This is a genomic window from Herbiconiux liangxiaofengii (assembly GCF_041927335.1).
Lineage (GTDB): Bacteria > Actinomycetota > Actinomycetes > Actinomycetales > Microbacteriaceae > Herbiconiux > Herbiconiux liangxiaofengii.
Map to the genome: position 1 here is coordinate 147,886 of NZ_JBHFHD010000012.1, position 16,222 is coordinate 164,107.

General features: G+C 71.6%; 12 protein-coding genes. 2 read left to right on the forward strand and 10 right to left on the reverse strand.

What is annotated here, in order from left to right; genetic code table 11:
- Positions 1-3: 3 nt before the first annotated feature.
- Positions 4-2,412, reverse strand: coding sequence for an ATP-binding cassette domain-containing protein (locus ACEXOR_RS14200; RefSeq protein WP_374850344.1), 2,409 nt, complete (start codon positions 2,410-2,412; stop codon positions 4-6).
- Positions 2,413-2,534: 122 nt separating this feature from the next.
- On the opposite strand from ACEXOR_RS14200, the gene ACEXOR_RS14205 reads away from it, so the two are divergent.
- The gene (locus tag ACEXOR_RS14205) at positions 2,535-3,464 is read left to right on the forward strand and encodes a 5'-3' exonuclease (protein WP_374850345.1); all 930 of its coding nucleotides are present in this window, start codon (positions 2,535-2,537) and stop codon (positions 3,462-3,464) included.
- 64 nt (positions 3,465-3,528) lie between these two features.
- On the opposite strand, the gene ACEXOR_RS14210 is transcribed toward ACEXOR_RS14205, so the two are convergent.
- Positions 3,529-4,203 carry a class I SAM-dependent methyltransferase gene (locus ACEXOR_RS14210; protein ID WP_374850346.1) on the reverse strand — a complete coding sequence of 225 codons (675 nt, stop codon included), beginning with the start codon at positions 4,201-4,203 and terminating at the stop codon, positions 3,529-3,531.
- 263 nt (positions 4,204-4,466) lie between these two features.
- Here ACEXOR_RS14210 and ACEXOR_RS14215 point away from each other — a divergent pair, with 263 nt between their 5' ends.
- Positions 4,467-5,783 (forward strand): HNH endonuclease, encoded by a 1,317-nt coding sequence (locus ACEXOR_RS14215; RefSeq protein ID WP_374850347.1) that lies wholly within the window; start codon positions 4,467-4,469, stop codon positions 5,781-5,783.
- Positions 5,784-5,958: 175 nt separating this feature from the next.
- Here the strand turns inward: ACEXOR_RS14215 and ACEXOR_RS14220 are convergent, their stop codons facing one another.
- The 8 genes from ACEXOR_RS14220 to ACEXOR_RS14255 form a co-directional block, all read right to left on the reverse strand.
- Positions 5,959-8,328, reverse strand: a complete 2,370-nt coding sequence (locus ACEXOR_RS14220) for an oxidoreductase (protein ID WP_374850348.1) — start codon at positions 8,326-8,328, stop codon at positions 5,959-5,961.
- A gap of 13 nt (positions 8,329-8,341) precedes the next feature.
- The gene (locus ACEXOR_RS14225) at positions 8,342-9,286 is read right to left on the reverse strand and encodes an SDR family oxidoreductase (RefSeq protein WP_374850349.1); all 945 of its coding nucleotides are present in this window, start codon (positions 9,284-9,286) and stop codon (positions 8,342-8,344) included.
- Complete coding sequence (locus ACEXOR_RS14230) at positions 9,283-10,635, reverse strand: acyl-CoA dehydrogenase family protein (RefSeq protein ID WP_374850350.1); 1,353 nt, start codon at positions 10,633-10,635, stop codon at positions 9,283-9,285. The genes ACEXOR_RS14225 and ACEXOR_RS14230 overlap by 4 nt, the downstream gene beginning before the upstream one ends.
- The gene (locus ACEXOR_RS14235) at positions 10,632-12,707 is read right to left on the reverse strand and encodes an AMP-binding protein (protein ID WP_374850351.1); all 2,076 of its coding nucleotides are present in this window, start codon (positions 12,705-12,707) and stop codon (positions 10,632-10,634) included. The genes ACEXOR_RS14230 and ACEXOR_RS14235 overlap by 4 nt, the downstream gene beginning before the upstream one ends.
- Positions 12,704-14,071, reverse strand: a complete 1,368-nt coding sequence (gene aroA / locus ACEXOR_RS14240) for a 3-phosphoshikimate 1-carboxyvinyltransferase (RefSeq protein WP_374850352.1) — start codon at positions 14,069-14,071, stop codon at positions 12,704-12,706. Before aroA ends, ACEXOR_RS14235 begins: the two co-directional genes overlap by 4 nt.
- Before the next feature lie 74 nt (positions 14,072-14,145).
- Positions 14,146-14,919 carry an anti-sigma factor family protein gene (locus ACEXOR_RS14245; protein ID WP_374850353.1) on the reverse strand — a complete coding sequence of 258 codons (774 nt, stop codon included), beginning with the start codon at positions 14,917-14,919 and terminating at the stop codon, positions 14,146-14,148.
- Positions 14,916-15,422, reverse strand: coding sequence for a sigma-70 family RNA polymerase sigma factor (locus ACEXOR_RS14250; RefSeq protein ID WP_374850354.1), 507 nt, complete (start codon positions 15,420-15,422; stop codon positions 14,916-14,918). The genes ACEXOR_RS14245 and ACEXOR_RS14250 overlap by 4 nt, the downstream gene beginning before the upstream one ends.
- Before the next feature lie 142 nt (positions 15,423-15,564).
- Positions 15,565-16,222 (reverse strand): class I adenylate-forming enzyme family protein (locus ACEXOR_RS14255; protein ID WP_374850355.1); only part of this gene is annotated, 658 nt, incomplete at its 5' end.

The following is a 16,222-nucleotide window of genomic DNA, read 5'->3' on the forward strand; positions in this document are numbered from 1 at the left end:
CGCTCACGCCTCCACGTACCGCGCCAGGTGCTCGCCGGTGAGCGTCGACCGGGCCTCGACGAGCTGTGCAGGCGTGCCCTCGAACACCACCCGCCCACCGTCGTGTCCGGCTCCCGGGCCGAGGTCGATGATCCAGTCGGCGTGCGCCATCACCGCCTGGTGGTGCTCGATCACGATCACCGACCGCCCCGCTTCCACCATGCGGTCCAGCAGCGCCAGCAGTTGCGACACGTCGGCCAGGTGCAGCCCCGTTGTCGGCTCGTCGAGCACCAGGATCTCGCCCTTCTCGCCCAGGTGCACCGCGAGCTTGAGTCGCTGGCGCTCGCCGCCGGAGAGCGTGGTGAGCGGCTGGCCGAGCGACACGTAGCCCAGGCCCACGTCGCGCAGCCGCTGCAGGATGGCGTGCGCGGCGGGGATACGCGCCTCACCCGCCGCGAAGAACTCCTCGGCCTCGGCCACGGGCATCGCCAGCACCTCGCTGATGTCGCGCCCGCCCAGCCGGTACTCCAGCACCGAGGCCTGGAAGCGCCGGCCCTCGCACTCCTCGCAGGTGACCGCGACCCCCGCCATCATGGCGAGATCGGTGAACACCACTCCCGCGCCGTTGCATACCGGGCAGGCACCCTCGGAGTTCGCACTGAACAGCGCCGGCTTCACCCCGTTGGCCTTCGCGAACGCCTTGCGGATCGGCTCGAGCAGCCCGGTGTAGGTGGCGGGGTTGCTGCGGCGGGAACCACGGATGGGGCTCTGATCGACCGTCACCACGCCCGCCCCCGCCTCATCCGTTCGCCCGCTCAGCGAGCCGTGGATGAGGGAGCTCTTGCCGGAGCCGGCCACTCCGGTGATGACCGTCAGCACCCCCAACGGGATGTCGACGTCGACATCCTGCAGGTTGTGCTCGGAGGCGCCGCGGATCTCGAGCGCCGAGCGCGGCTCGCGCACGACCTCCTTCAGCGTCGCCCGGTCGTCGAAGTGGCGGCCGGTGACCGTGTCGGAGGCCCGGAGCTCGTCGACCGAACCCTCGAAGCACACCGTGCCGCCCGCGGTACCCGCTCCCGGGCCGAGATCGATCACGTGGTCGGCGATCGCGATCGTCTCCGGCTTGTGCTCGACGACGAGCACCGTGTTGCCCTTGTCGCGCAACCGCAGCAGCAGGTCGTTCATGCGCTGGATGTCGTGCGGGTGCAGCCCGGTGGTCGGCTCGTCGAAGACGTAGGTGATGTCGGTGAGCGCCGAGCCGAGGTGCCGGATCATCTTCACGCGCTGAGCCTCGCCGCCGGAGAGGGTGCCCGACGCCCGGTCGAGCGAGAGGTAGCCGAGACCGATCTCGACGAAGCTGTCGAGGATGTGCGCGAGCGAGTCGAGCAGCGGCTGCACCGACGGCGCGTCGAGCCCACGCACCCACTGCGCCAGATCGCTGATCTGCAGGGCGCACGCGTCGGCGATGCTGATGCCCGCCAGCTTCGACGATCGTGCCGCCGCGCTCAGCCGGGTGCCGCCGCAGTCGGGGCAGGTGGCGAACGTGGCGATGCGGTCGACGAAGGCGCGGATGTACGGCTGCATCGACTCGCGGTCTTTCGAGAGCATCGACCGCTGGATGCGGGGGATGAGCCCCTCGTAGGTGAGGTTCACGTTGTCGACCTTCACCTTCACCGGGGCGCGGTTGAGCAGGTCGTCGAACTCCTGCTCCGTGAAGTCGCGGATGGGCTTGTCGGGGTCGAAGAAGCCCGAGCCGGCGATGATGCGCACCATCCACCCGTCGCCGGTGAAACCCGGCACCGTGATGGCGCCCTCGTTGATCGACTTCGAGTCGTCGTAGAGCTGGCTCCGGTCGATGTCGGAGACCGAGCCGCGGCCCTCGCAGCGCGGGCACATGCCTCCGGTGATCGAGAAGCTGCGTCGCTCCTTCGTGGTGGCCCCACCCTTCTCGAAGGTGACAGCGCCCGAGCCCGAGATGGAGGCGACGTTGAACGAGTACGCCTGAGGCGACCCGATGTGGGGTTCGCCCAGGCGACTGAACAGGATGCGCAGCAGCGCGTTCGCGTCGGTGGCCGTGCCGACGGTGGAGCGCGGGTCGGAGCCCATGCGTTGCTGGTCGACGATGATGGCCGTGGTGAGGCCCTCCAGCAGGTCGACCTCGGGCCGGGCGAGGGTGGGCATGAATCCCTGCACGAAAGCCGGGTAGGTCTCGTTGATCAGGCGTTGCGACTCGGCGGCGACGGTGTCGAACACGAGCGAGCTCTTGCCCGAGCCCGAGACGCCGGTGAACACGGTGAGGCGGCGCTTGGGGATGTCGACGCTGACGTCTTTGAGATTGTTCTCGCGGGCGCCCTGCACGCGGAGGAGTTCATGCGGGCGCTCGGCGGCACGGTTCGGTGTGCGGGTGTCGCTGGTATCGCTGGTGCTGGCCATGGCGGTCACTTTAGCGGTGGCCGGGGGTCGAGGGCTTCTCGGATCCTGCTGTGTGGAGGCCGGGCCCGCTGTGCAGGACAGGAGGGCCTGCCGTCGCACGCGCATCCGTGTCAGGATCGGCTATGCCCTCCCGCCTCATGCTGCTCGACACCGCGTCGCTGTACTTCCGTGCCTTCTACGGAGTGCCCGACAGCATCCGCCGGCCCGACGGCACGCCGGTGAACGCCGTTCGGGGGCTGCTCGACATGATCGGCCGGCTGGTGGTCGAGTACGAGGCCACGCATCTCGTGGCCTGCTGGGACGACGCCTGGCGGCCGTCGTGGCGGGTCGCCCTCATCCCGAGCTACAAGGAGCACCGGGTGGAATCGACGCGCGGCGGCACCTCGGTCGAGGTGGTTCCGGATGGCCTGACCGCCCAGATCCCGCTGATCCGGGAGGCGCTCGCCGCCGCCGGCATCGCGGTGGTGGGCGCCGCCGATCACGAGGCCGACGACGTGATCGGCAGCTACGCGACGCAGGCCCAGATGCCGGTGGACGTGGTGACGGGAGACCGCGATCTCTTCCAGCTGGTCGACGACGACCGCGGCATCCGGGTGATCTATACCGCTCGGGGCATGAAGAATCTCGAGGTGCTCACCGACGCGGTGGTGGTGAAGAAGTACCGGGTGCTGCCGTCGCAGTACGCCGACTATGCGGCACTGCGCGGTGACACGTCCGACGGCCTGCCGGGCGTGGCGGGCATCGGCGAGAAGACGGCGTCATCGCTCTTGCTGGAACACGGAACGCTCGAGGCACTGCTGCGGGCCGACGACCTGTCTCCGTCGGTCGCCGCGAAGCTCGAGGCTGCGGCCGACTATCTCGCTGTGGCACCGCGGGTGGTGAACGTGGTTCGCGATCTCGCGCTGCCGTCGCTCGACGAGATCGGGGCCCGGCTGGGCCCGGTGACGGATGCGGGACGGGTGACACTGGAGCGGCTGGCCGAGCCGGAGGAGTGGAATCTCGGAGGGTCGGTGAAGCGGTTGCTCGGGGCGTTGGATGCGGTGGGTGGGTGACGCGGTGGGTGCGATCCGCTGACGCTCCGGCTGCTGCGCCGGCGTCAGGTGCGTCGGCTCGCGCTCAAGCCACCCCGGCTGCGCGACGCACGAGAACGATCGCGTCGTCGAGCACCATCGGCTGACCATCCGGGCCCGTGGCCTCGCGCGAACGGGTCTCGCTGAGCACGGTCGTCCATCCCTCGGCCAGCTGCAGCGACTCGACCACTTCGTCTGGGGTGGGCAGCGGCGGCTCGTCGTGGTGCGGCTGGTGGGCCGACGGGAAGCTCGCGTGCCCGACGACGAGGAGATGGCCTCCGGGCGCCACGGCCTGCGCGGCACGACGCAACACCTCCTCGCGGGGGAAGGCCACGGGGGAGTGCAGGAAACACGCCGAGACGAGGTCGAACTCCTCTGTCGGCTGCCACTCGGCGAGGTCGGCCTGCTGCCAGCTGATCGCGGCGACGAGCTCGCGACCTGCGCCGTGGGCCTGGTTCGATCGGGATGCCGCGTGCTCGGCCGCCCGGGCGAGGGCCGTCGTCGAGATGTCGATGCCCGTCACCGTCCAGCCCTGCTCGGCGAGCCAGATGGAATCGCCCCCCTCGCCGCTACCGAGATCCAGGGCGCGGCCCGGTATCAGGGATGATGCCACCGCCACCAGCGCGGCGTTCGCCTTGCCGCTCCAGATCTGGGGGCGCTCCTGGTAGCGGTTCTCCCAGAAGGCGATCGCATCCTGATTCGTGTTCTCGGGCTCGGTCATGGAGATCAGCATGTCGGGTGCGGGCGGATGGTGGGAAATCGCGTGCTGAATCGGCATGTGTGGGAGACGACCCGACATGAGAGGGCAAGCGCGGAGCGCGCGGCAGCTTCGTGTGTTCGGCAGGAAGATGGGTGGCCTGCGAAGGGGCTGCCGCGCGCTTCGCGCTTGCCCTCGATGGTCGTGGATGCGTCTCAGAGATAGGTTGCATTGTCGAGATGCGGCTGGACATCGCGATGTCGGTGGGTGCGTGTTGAATTAATCTCATGAAGCCGCACTTCGAATCCGCACCCGGTGAGGGGGCCGTGTTCGCGCGCGCCTCGGGTGCGGGGCGTGATGCGATCGGGGAGCGGTACGACGCGGTCGTGCAGCGCATCGTGGAGGCCGAGCGGGCCATTGCGCGCATCGAGGCCGCCCGCACCCGTGACTTCGTCGAGGCGATCGCGTTGGCCGAGGCGCTGGCGTCGACCGCGGGTGCACCCACGCCCACCGAGCGGGAGTGGGCCCGCCGTTCGCTGGCCGCGGAGATCGGATGCGCGTCGCGCCGTTCCGAGCGAACAGTCGCGCGGTTGCTCAACGAGTCCGAACTCATCGTCGCCGACCTGCCGGCCACGCTGGCGGCACTCGCGTCGGGCGACATCTCCTACGCCCACGCGCATTCGATGGCTCTGCACGCTCTGTCGTTGCCCGAATCGTCGCGGGGCCCTTTCGAGGTCGAGGCCCTGCCGCTCGCCGCCGAGAACACCGCCGCGCGCTTCGACGATCGGGCCCGCCGGTTGCGGGAGCGGGTGCATCCCGAATCCATCGAGTCGCGAACCCGGCTGGCGCGCGAGGAGCGCGGAATCTGGCTCGATCCGGAGCGCGACGGTATGGCGACGCTGCACCATCACCTGCCGGCTGTCGACGCTCTGGCCATCCACGATCTGGTCGACCGCACCGCCCGAGAACTCCGCGGGCCCGACGAGGAGCGAACGCACGCTCAGCGCTGCTCCGACGTGCTGACCGGCATCATCCTCGGGCGCCCTGACGGCGAGAAGACGGTGCAACCGACCATCATCGTCACGGTGCCGGCCACCACCCTGGCCGGTTGCGACGACGCTCCGGCCGATCTTCACGGCTATGGCCCGATCGATGCGGCCACTGCCCGGCGCATCGCGGCGGCTGCTCCGACCTTCCTCCGGGTGCTCACCCACCCGTCCACAGGCGAGCTGCTCGATGTGCGCCGCACCCGCTACCGGGCACCGGCGGAGCTGCGGCTCGCACTCATCGCGGCCGACGAGACCTGCCGGTTCCCGGGTTGCGGCCGCCGCGCCTCCCGCAGCGAGCTCGACCACACGGTCGCCTGGGCCGACGGCGGCGCCACGAGCGCGTCGAACCTAGCCCACCTCTGCTCGAGCCACCACCACCTCAAACACGCGGTGGCCTGGACTGTCCGCGCAGCCCCCGAGCCGGGCCTCCGGTCTCCCGATTCGTCCGGAGGTCATCCACCTTCCACGGCGTACCATCCGGCACGCACCTTGGAGTGGCGATCACCGAGAGGCGCCACCTACCTCACGAGTCCCGCCTCGCTCCCGCCTCCATGATCCGGCGCGACATCATGACGATCCGGGGTGCCGATCGGGGCGCCCGGTGCCGCGCCCATCAGCGCTTGGAACGGTGCGCGGCGGACTGGTGCAGACGGGGTGACGTGAGCAGCTGTGCGGTCGTCTCTTCGGTGGCGCCGTCAGCTGTCAGCTGTCAGCTGTCAGCTGTCAGCCGTCAGCCGCCTGCCGTCAGGCGTCGCGCGGCTGCGAGGGCTTCGCGGGTCGCGCGCACGGCGTCGACACCCGAGGCGTCCCGGGCGCCGCCCACGATCTCGTGCGGAACCCCGGCCGAGGCGAGCTCCGCGCTCAGCGGGTCGTGGGATTCCTGCCCGGCGCACACGATCACGGTGGTCGCTTCGATCAGCTCGCGGGTTCCGTCGGCGCGCACGATCCGCACACCCTCGGGAACGATCTCCTCGTAGTCGAGCGACGTCTCCATCCGTACGCCCGCGTCGCGGAGCTCGCCGACGGCCACCCAGCGCGACGTGATGCCCATTCCGTCGCCGATGCGTCCCGACCGCCGCAGCACCGTCACCTCGGTTCCCGGCCGCGGGCCTGCCGCACCGCCGGCTGCGCCGTTGGCGGCATCGTCGTCGGCATGGCGGACCGATCCGGCAGCCACGTCCGGCGCGACCCGCGAGCGGATGCGCTGCGGCAGCGCGTCACCCTCGAGGTACGTGTCCGGCCGGGCCAAGTCGTAGCGCCGCGAGAACTCGCGGGCCCGCTCCGCCGGGTCGTGCGAGAGCACGAGGTACTTCGCGACATCCACGCCGATCCCGCCCCCGCCGAGAATCGCCACCGGCCCCGCCAGCACCCCCTCCCGCAGCGCCTGCTCGTAGCTCAGCACGTGCGGCAGCCCCGCCCCGGGCACCGACACCTCCCGCGGCCGCACTCCCGTCGCCACGATCACCCCGTCGAAGCCGCCCGAGATCAGCTCCTGCGCCGTCACAGCCGATCCGAGAACCACCGTCGCCCCGGCCGTGCGGAGTCGTGCCTCGTAGTGCGCGACAGTGAGGGCGTAGTCCTCCTTGGTCGGGATGCGCGCCGCCAGTCCGAACTGGCCCCCCAGCCGCGTCGCCGCCTCGAACAGGGTCACCTCGTGGCCGTTCGAGGCGAGGTCGTCGGCCGCGACCAGCCCGGCCGGCCCGCCGCCCACCACCGCGATGCGTCGGCGGTGCTCGATGGTGTCTCCGGCGCCGAGTGCGTCGCCCGCACCGAGAGCGTCGCCCGCACCGAGTGCGCCGCCCGCCTCGAGAGAGTCGCCCGCACCGAGTGCGCCACCCGCACCGAGAGCGTCACCCACCCCGAGGCCGCCGCCGGGCAGCCCCACCGCCACGGGATACCGAACCTCGTTCCCCGCGCGCGGGTTCACCAGGCACGACACCGACCGCCCCACGAACGATCGGTCCAGGCACGCCTGGTTGCACCCGATGCAGGTGTTCACATCGTCGAACCGCCCGCGCCACGAGTGCGCCACGATCGCCGCATCGGCGAGGAACGGCCGTGCCAGCGCCACCGCCGTGATCAGCCCGCCGGCCAGCACGTCCTCCGCGTCGCGCAGATCGGTGAGCCGGTTGCTCGCGATCACGGGCACCGCGGTGGGCGCCGACGGGTCGCCCGGCAGCGCGACCGCCCGGGCCACGGCCTCCGCATAGCGCAGCCACACTCCGTGCGGAACCGCCGCCTGCACCGTCGGCACCGTCGACTCGTGCCAGCCGATGCCGATGTTCAGCGCGTCGGCGCCGGCGCGAACGAGGTCGCGGGCGAGCGCATCCGTGTCGTCCTGGGTGCTGGAGTCTGGCACGAGGTCGGCGCCCGACATCCGCACGATCACGGGCACGTCGGTTCCGGCACCGCGTCGCACCGCGCGCAGCACCTCGATCGCGAACCGACGCCGCCGCACCGCGTCGCCGCCCCAGTCGTCGTCGCGACGGTTGGTCACCGGCGAGCAGAACTGGTTGATCAGGTATCCCTCCGAAGCCATGATCTCCACGGCGTCGAACCCCAGCTCGACGGCGCGCGCCGCCGCCCGCTCGAAATCCTCGATGGTTCGGCGGATGCCGGCCTCATCGAGCGCGACCGGCATCGACGACCCGCGAGCCCGCCACTGCACCGCAGACGGCGCCACCGGATGCACGGCCTCGCCCCGCGCATCCGTCACCCCCTCGAGCAGCGCGTACCGCCCGGCGTGGAAGAGCTGCGCCGCGATGAACCCACCCGCCGCGTGCACGGCGTCGACAGCGGTCTTCAACCGGTCGTCGGAGGCGGAGCCGCCGGTGGTGGTGTCGCCGACATCCGTTCCGCCGATCACCGTGAAGTCGGCCCCGCCGCACCCTTCGGCGTTCACCGCGAGCCCGCCCGTGATCACCAGTGCCGCTCCACCGTGCACCCGTTCGGCATAGAACGCGGCGAGGGCGGCGCCGCCGTCGTCGAGCGAGTCGAGGCCGGTGTGCATGCTGCCCATCACCACGCGGTGCGGCAGTTCGAGCGGGCCGAGCCGCCACGGCGAGAACGTGAGGGGGAGCGTGGTGCGGGGTGCAGACATCCGGATGCGTCGCCTACTCGGCCGCGCCAGAACTGCTCGCGGCCCCAGAACCGTCGGCAGCCCCAGAATCGTCGGCGATCCCAGAACCGCTCGCGGCCCCAGAACCGCTCGCGGGCTCCGTACCGCCGGGCCCGCCCGAACCATCCGATCCCAGCACCGCCTCCCGCAACGATCCCGTCGTGTCGCCCCAGAACGGCGGCGCCACCACCGTGAGCCCGCCGTCGACCACGAGCGTCTGCCCGGTGATGTACCCGGCTCGCTCCGAGAGCAGGAACTCGGCCGCATCGGCCATGTCGTCGGCGGTGCCCGGCCGCTGCAAGGGGATCTTCGAGAACACCGTCTCCACGGGCGCCATGCCCGGCACCCGGTTGTAGAAGTAGTCGAGCGAATCGGTGTCGATCAGCCCGCCGTTCACCGCGTTCACGGTGATGCCGCGCGGCCCGTACTCGGTGGCCATGTACTTCACGTACGCCTCGTTGGCCGCCTTGGCGGCGCCCAGGGCGGCGTAGGTGGGGAACGCGCGCAGCGACCCGTAGCTCGTGACGGCCAGAATTCGGCCGCCGCGGTCCATCAGCGTCGCCGCCCGGATGGCCCCGAGCACGAACGAGCGCGTGTTCATGGCGTAGCTGCGATCGAGATGGTGGGTCTTCAGCTCGGCCACGGGCTTGAAGGCGCTCGCGGCGGCATTGGCCACGAAGCCGTCGAGCCGGCCGTACTCGCTCTCGACGGTGTCGAACAGGTGCTCGATCTGATCCGGATGCTCGATGTCGGCCTGCACCGTGAGCCCCGATCCGCCGGCGGCCACCACGTCGGCCAGCGACTGCTCGGCGAGGTCGGTGTTGACCTTGTAGTTCACCACCACCGCGGCGCCCTGGGCGCCGAGCTTCTGCGCGAGCAGGCGCCCGATGCCGCGGGAGGCGCCGGTGATCACGATCACGCGTGTGGGGTCGCCGCTCATGCGGGCACCCCTGAATCCGAGCCCGAGCCCGAGCCCGAAGCCGCACCGCCCGAAGCCGCACCGGGATCCGGCACGGCACTGCCCGCAGCAGCATCCCGAACGGAACGCTCCCGAACCGCCTCGGCCAGCACCGCCCGCGCCACCACCGTCTTCTGGATCTCGTTCGTGCCCTCCTCGAAACGCTGCGCCCGGGCATCCCGGTACACCCGCTCGATCGCGTTGCGCTTCCAGTAGCCCTGCCCGCCGTGGATCTGCAGCGCCTTGTCGGTGACCCGCGCCAGCATGTCGACGGCGATCATCTTCGACGCACTCGAGAGCGTGCCCGCATCCGGAGCACCGCTCTCGAACGCGGCCGCGGCGGCCATCACGAGCGCCCGGGCCGCGGCGATGTCGGCGTGGTTCTCGGCGAGGTAGGCCTGGATGACGGGCCGTTCGGCCAGGGTCTTGCCGAAGGTCTGCCGGGTGAGCGCGTAGTCGAGGGCCAGCTCCTGAGCCCGCGAGGCGAGGCCCACGCAGCTCATCGCCACCGAGATGCGGCTGGGCAGCAGGAAGCCGCCGAGCGCCACCGCGAGGCCGTCGCCCTCCTCACCGAGCCGCGCCGACACGGGCACCGGGGTGTCGGTGAAACGCAGGATGGCGTGGTCGGTACCGCGGATGCCCATGGTCTGCGAGTCGTCGATCACCTCGGCGCCCGGCAGCCCGGTGTTCGGCACCAGCAGGGCCACGGTGCCCTCGCGCCCGGTGGTGCCCTCGAGGCGGGCGAAGAGCAGCCAGTAGTCGCACTTCACCCCGAAGGTGATGAGGTGCTTCTCGCCCGAGAGGTAGTACGTGTCGCCCTCGCGGCGCACGCTCGAGCGCAGGTCGGCGCCGGTTCCGGCCGTGGCCTCGGTGAGGGTGAACGCCACGAGCACGTCGCCCGCGATCGAGGATCGCACCAGGTCGACCTGCGCCTCGTTCGCGAACGGCAGCATGGCGCGCCAGGTGCCGTTGTTCACGTGGGCGAGCATCCGGATGCTGGCGTGCGATCGCGAGAACAGCTCCAGCAACTCCAGATACCGGCTGAACGGGATGCCGCGGCCGCCGAGCTCCACCGGGGCGGCGAGGCTCATGTACCCGCGGTCGCGGAGCTCCTCGTACAGCTCTCGGGGTACGTCGCCCTCGGCCTCGATGCGCTCGGCCCACACCTCGCCCGGGCCGCGCACCCAGGCCTCGATCTCGGCCTTCAGCCGGGCGAATTCGAGCTCGTCGAACTCGCGCTGATCGAACCCGGGCTCATCGGAGCCGGGCTGATCGGACCCGGGCTCATCGGACCCGGGCTCATCGGATCTGGCCTCGTCGAGCGTGCTCACGCGTCCTCCTCGTGTACTGCTGTCGCGTCTGCGGTTGCTGTTGCTGTTGCTGTCGCGTGCGCGGTTGCTGTCGCGTGCGCGGTGGCTGCCGGCTCGGCGAGCGACGCGGGCGGGTCGGCCGCCACGAGCCTAGCCGCCTGCTCGCGCAGCAGGTTCTTCTGGATCTTGCCCACCGCGTTGCGCGGCAGCCGGTCGATCGTCACGAGCCGCTCGGGCCAGTAGTACTTCGACACCCCGGCCGCGGCGAGGTGCTGCTGCATGCCGGCGAAGTCCAGCGGCCGGCCAGAGACGGTTGCCACGAAGGCACAGGCCCGTTCGCCCAGACGCGGATGCGGTTCGGCGACGATGGCCGCCTCCCGCACCGCGGGGTGCTCGGCGAGCAGGTTCTCGATCTCCACCACCGGGATCTTCTCGCCGCCCCGGTTCACCACGTCTTTCACCCGGCCCGTGAGATGCAGGTAGCCCGCCGCGTCGATCACAGCGAGGTCGCCGGTGCGGTACCAGCCGTCGGCGGTGAAGGCCTCGGCGGTCAGGTCGGGCCGGTCGAGGTAGCCGAGGAAGGTGGTGGGGGAACGCAGTTCGTAGTGGCCCTCGACGCCCCACGGCAGCTCGGCGCCCTCGTCGTCGACGATGCGGATGCGGATGCCGGGCAGAGGCCGGCCGTCGGTTCCCCAGGCCGACTCCGGCGGGTCGTCGGGGGCGGCAAGCGTGCCGAGGCATGTCTCGGTGGTACCGAACGCGCCGCACACGGCGGCGCCGAGCACCCGTCCTGCCCGCTCGGCGAGCTCCCGCGGAACGGCGGCGCCGGTGGGCACCACGATGCGGAGGCTCTCGGGTGCCGGTGCGCCCGCCTCGACCGCTTCGACGAGATCCATCACGAACGGGGTGGCAGCCTGCATGAACCGGGCGCCGGCGCCGGGATGATCCGGCTGCGCGGATCCGAAGGCCTGCTCGAGGGCGACGGTGGCGTTGTGCTGCTCGGCGCGCTGGGGGCTCGGCCGCGCGGATCCGAAGGCCTGCTCGAGGGCGACCGACGCGTTCCACACGGGCTGCACCACCGCGGCGGCGCCGATGCGCCAGCTGAGCAGCAGACCGTAGAGGAACCCCGTCTGGTGCGCGAGCGGCGAGGGGATGAACACGCGGTCGTCACCGGTGAGAGCGAGGTGTTCGGCCTCCATCGCGGTGGCGAGGGCGAGCGAGCGGTGCGAGTGCAGCACGCCCTTGGGTTCGCCGGTGGTGCCCGAGGTGAACAGCAGCTGGGCCACGTCGTCGGCTGACGGACGACGTGCCTGCAGGGCGGCGCGCGCGGCCGCCGGTACCTCGGGGTTCAACAACGCGTCGTAGTCGTGCTGGGCGGGCTGCGGCGGTCGCGACGGCGCTCCGATGGAGGTGCCGGTGGCAGTGCCGGTGTGGGTTCCCCCACCCGCGTCCCGCGCGCCGGCGCGGAGCGCCCCCGTGGCGTCGCGCGCGCCGAGCACGATCACGTGCTCGAGCGACGTGGCCGACCCCCGCGCCTCGGCCTCGGCGAGCACGGCCGGCAGCTCGGCGGCGTGCGCCCGGCCGCGGAACGACTCCGGCACGATGAGCACCCGCGAGCGTGACCTGGCCAGCACCATCGCGGTCTCGCGCACCCCGAAGACCGGCATCACGGGAGCCACGACGGCACCGATCTGCAGCACCGCGAGGCTCACCACGGCGCACTCGGTCCAGTTCGGCAGCTGGAACGCCACGGTCTCACCCGGCTCGACGCCGAACGCCACGAGCGCCGCCGACAGGCGGTCGGCCTCCTCGGCGAATTCGGCCCAGCTGAGGCTGCGCGGCCGGTCGCCCACCTCGATGAGGGCGGTGTCCTGCCCGCGCTCCGAGAGCATCCGATCGACCGCGCTCGTGACCCCGGTGCCCGAGCCGACCGGGGCAGCGCCGAGCACCTCGCCCGACCCGCTGCCCACCCGCGCCGCGCTGCCCGCCCGCGCCGCACCGTCCACCCGCGCCGCGCTGCCCGCCCGCGCCGCACCGTCCACCCGCGCCGCGCTGCCCGCCCGCGGCGCACGCCCCCGCGCCGCATCCGTCACGGCGCCACCTCCTCGCGCGCATCCCGAGCACGAACCCGCATCGGCAACCCGATGTCGTTCATGGCGTCGAGGAACCGCGGGTACGAGATGCGGTACGCCCGCGGGTAGGTCAGCGTCGTCTCCCCGTCGGCCCGGGTGCCGGCCACGGCGAGCGACATCAGCACCCGGTGGTCGTTGAACGACGACAGCGCCGCACCGTGCAGCGGCCCGTCGTCGCCGAGCCCGTCGATCTCGAGCGCATCGCCGCGATCGGTCAGGTGTGCACCCAGCCGGTTCAGCTGCAGCATCGCCTTCACGCGGTCGGACTCCTTGAGCCGGATGTGCGCCACCTCGTGCAGCCTCGACCGCCCCTCGGCGAAGGCGGCGAGCGCCGACACCACGGGCAGCAGGTCGGGGATGCCCGAGCAGTCGAGGTCCACCGGCTGGAGGGCGATGCCGTCGTGCCGCACCCGCACGAACCCGGTGGCGGCATCCCGCTGCACGGGCAGCCCCATCGCCGTGACGATGTCGAGGAAGTCGGCCTCGGGATGGTCGGTCTCCGACGCCCGGGTGGCGTGCAACCCCCGGAACAGAACGTCGGAGGGGTGCAGCGCGGTCGCCGCCAGCCCGAACGCCGCCGATCCGATGTCGGGCGGGATCGTGTAGTCGGCCGGCCGGGCGGTCTGCCCCGGAGGCACCACGAAGGTGCGGCCGTCGTCGGAGGCCTGCACCTCGAGGCCGAAGTGCCGCATCATGCGCACGGTGAGATCGACGTAGGGGCGCTCGTTGAGCGTTCCCGTCACCTCGATCGTGGTCGTGCGCCGGGCGAACGGCGCCACCAGCAGCAGCCCCGACAGCCACTGCGAGAGGGTGCCGGGGATGCTCGCGTGGCCACCCTCCGGCCGGCCGGGGTGCACGGTGATCGGGGGGCATCCGCCGGCCGACTCGTGCCGGATTCCGAGCTGCTCGAGCGCGTCCAGCAGGGCCTGGATGGGCCGGCGGCGGAAGTACTTCATTCCGGTGAGGGTGATGGGCCGGTCGGCGAGGGCGGCCAGTCCGGTCATGAAGTAGAGCGTGGTGCCCGAGGAGCCCACGTTCAGCAGCCCCTCGGCCGAGACGGAGCCGTGATCCACCACACCGCCGGTGGTCGTGTACGGACCGCCGTGCACGACGTAGTCCTCGCCCTGCACCTCGATGCGGGTGCCGAGGGCGCGCAGCACGCCGATCGTCCACACCACCTGCCGGGTCTCGGAGAGCCCGCGGATGACGCTGCGCCCTGGGGCGAGCGAGGCCAGCACGAGCGCCCGGTGGGCGTGGTACTTCGACACGGGAACATCGAGCTCGCCGCGGATGGTTCCGGACGAGCCGTTCACGGTCAACTGCACGCCCACCATCCTGCCAGGCGTGGTGGCAGCCGAGCGCCGGGGCGGTCCCGGCGCATCTCAGAGCCCCTGATGACTCACAGGTCGGTGCGCACGATCGGCTGGTCGCTCCCGCTCAGCCGGATGTCGACCGAGGCGATGTCGGATGCGGCGATGCTCGTCGAGGCCGACAGATTGCCGGCCGAGGCGCCGTTCTCCGCGGTCCAGCTCGCCACCGTGGTCTCCACCCCGGTGCGGTCGGTCACCACGAGGTCGTAGGGCACCGGTCCGACCAGGGTCGACTGCAGCTGCTCGCTGTAGCTGCAGTCCCAGTCGAAGCGGGTTCCCCAGTCCGTGGGGCTCACCCGCAACTCGGCATTGATGTAGCCCGGCTCCACCTGGGTCATCATCACTCGCTCGGCCGCCGTGGTCGTGGTGCCCCCGGGAAGGGGTGCGGCCACCGGAGCCTCGGTCCCGTCCGGCTGCGACGAGCCGAGGCCGAGCCCCGCGCCCAGCCACAGGCCGCCCACCAGGCCCAGCGCTGCCAGGGCCGCCCCCGAGCCGGCCATGATCGCCGCCATGCGTCGCCGCAGGCTGCGCCGGCGTCGGCTCACCGCCCTGGCCAGGTCCTGCACCGAGTCGGCCCGCCGGGCGACCACCACGGTGGGCTCGGCTTCGAGCAGCGACTCCGCCTCCTCCACGCTCAGCCGGCCCAGGATGGCGGGCATCCCCGCCAACTCGGCCACCGCCCGCGAGCACTCCGCGCAGGTGGTGAGGTGACGCTCGAAGGCGCGCCGTTCGTCGGGCCGGAGCATGCCGGCCACGTACGCGGCATCCCAGTCGCGGAACTCGTCGTCCTGTTGGCCGGTCATTCGGTCACCCCTCTCTCCTGCAGGGCGAGCCGCAGCGCGCGCATGGCGTAGTGCAGCCGTGACCGCACCGTGCCCACGGGAACCCCCTCGTTCTCGGCGATCTGCCCCGCCGTCTCGCCCAAGTAGTACGACCGTACGATCGCCGTGCGGTGCTCGATCGACAACGACAGCAGCGCATCCGACACCAGCCAGCGGTCGAGCACCGCGTCGGTGCGGTCGGCCGTGGCGCGCTCGGGAACCTCATCGGTGGCGAACTCGCGGTTGTGCCGGGCGCTGCGCCGGTCGTCGATCACGAGGTTGCGCGCCACCGTGAACAGCCAGGCCCTGGCCTCCTCGTCGCTCAGCGCGAGCACGGACGGCTTCTTCCAGGCGCGCAGCATCGCCTCCTGCACCACGTCCTGCGACAGCTCGGGGTCGCGCGTGAGGCGCGTCACGTAGCGCATCAGCGCCGGCCCGTGGGTGTCGTGCACGGCGCGCAGCAACTCCGCCTGCTCGTCATCCATCTGCCACCCGCTGTCTCGTGTCCGAATCGAAAAGTCGTTCATTCAGGGCAACGAGATGGCGGCCCGAAACGTTCAACCGCCACGCTACGGGGTGATGAACCGGCCGTCGAGGTCGTCCTGCCGGGCGCGTGCAGTCGCCACGCTACGGGGTGATGAACCGGCCGTCGAGGTCGTCCTGCCGGGCGCGTTCTTTCATCACGAAGTGCTGCTTCTTGCCGGTGGCGGTGTACGGCAGCTCGTCCACGAAGGCATACCGGCGGGGCCGTTTGTAGCGCGCCAGCTGCAGGCTCTCGAGGCAGTGCCGGTCGAGCTCGGCGGCGGCCGCGGCCGGGTCGGGCAGCTCACCTGGCCGTCGCACCACGTACGCCACCACCAGCTCGCCCCACTCCGCGTCGGGCAGCGCGGTGACGAGGGAGTCGGCGACACCCGGATGCCCCGCCAGCACCTCCTCCACCTGCACCGGATGCACGTTCTCGCCGCCGGTGATGATCATGTCGTCCTTGCGGCCCACGATGGTCACGAGCTCGTCCTCGTCCCAGGTGGCCAGATCGCCCGGGTACATCCAGCCGTCGCGGAACTTCTTCGCCTGCTCCTCGGGATTCTGCCGGTAGGTGTACCCGCTCTTCACCGTGCGCATGATCACCTCACCCACCTCGGTGCCGTCCTTCGCCGCCAGGTCGTCGGGATGGGCGAGGCGGTCGTCGTACACGCGCACCACGGCCACGTCATCGTCGAGACAGGCCCGGCCGGCCGTGGCGGGCGCGGCCGGTAGCGCCCCTGGGGGGGGGGCGGTGTTTCCG

Bases quoted from the DNA above. Each gene is read 5' to 3' on its own strand.
- ACEXOR_RS14220 (WP_374850348.1), bottom strand. From the start codon at position 8,328: ATGTCTGCACCCCGCACCACGCTCCCCCTCACGTTCTCGCCGTGGCGG.
- ACEXOR_RS14210 (WP_374850346.1), bottom strand. From the start codon at position 4,203: ATGACCGAGCCCGAGAACACGAATCAGGATGCGATCGCCTTCTGGGAG.
- ACEXOR_RS14225 (WP_374850349.1), bottom strand. From the start codon at position 9,286: ATGAGCGGCGACCCCACACGCGTGATCGTGATCACCGGCGCCTCCCGC.
- ACEXOR_RS14215 (WP_374850347.1), top strand. From the start codon at position 4,467: ATGAAGCCGCACTTCGAATCCGCACCCGGTGAGGGGGCCGTGTTCGCG.
- ACEXOR_RS14250 (WP_374850354.1), bottom strand. From the start codon at position 15,422: ATGGATGACGAGCAGGCGGAGTTGCTGCGCGCCGTGCACGACACCCAC.
- ACEXOR_RS14245 (WP_374850353.1), bottom strand. From the start codon at position 14,919: ATGACCGGCCAACAGGACGACGAGTTCCGCGACTGGGATGCCGCGTAC.
- ACEXOR_RS14205 (WP_374850345.1), top strand. From the start codon at position 2,535: ATGCCCTCCCGCCTCATGCTGCTCGACACCGCGTCGCTGTACTTCCGT.
- ACEXOR_RS14200 (WP_374850344.1), bottom strand. From the start codon at position 2,412: ATGGCCAGCACCAGCGATACCAGCGACACCCGCACACCGAACCGTGCC.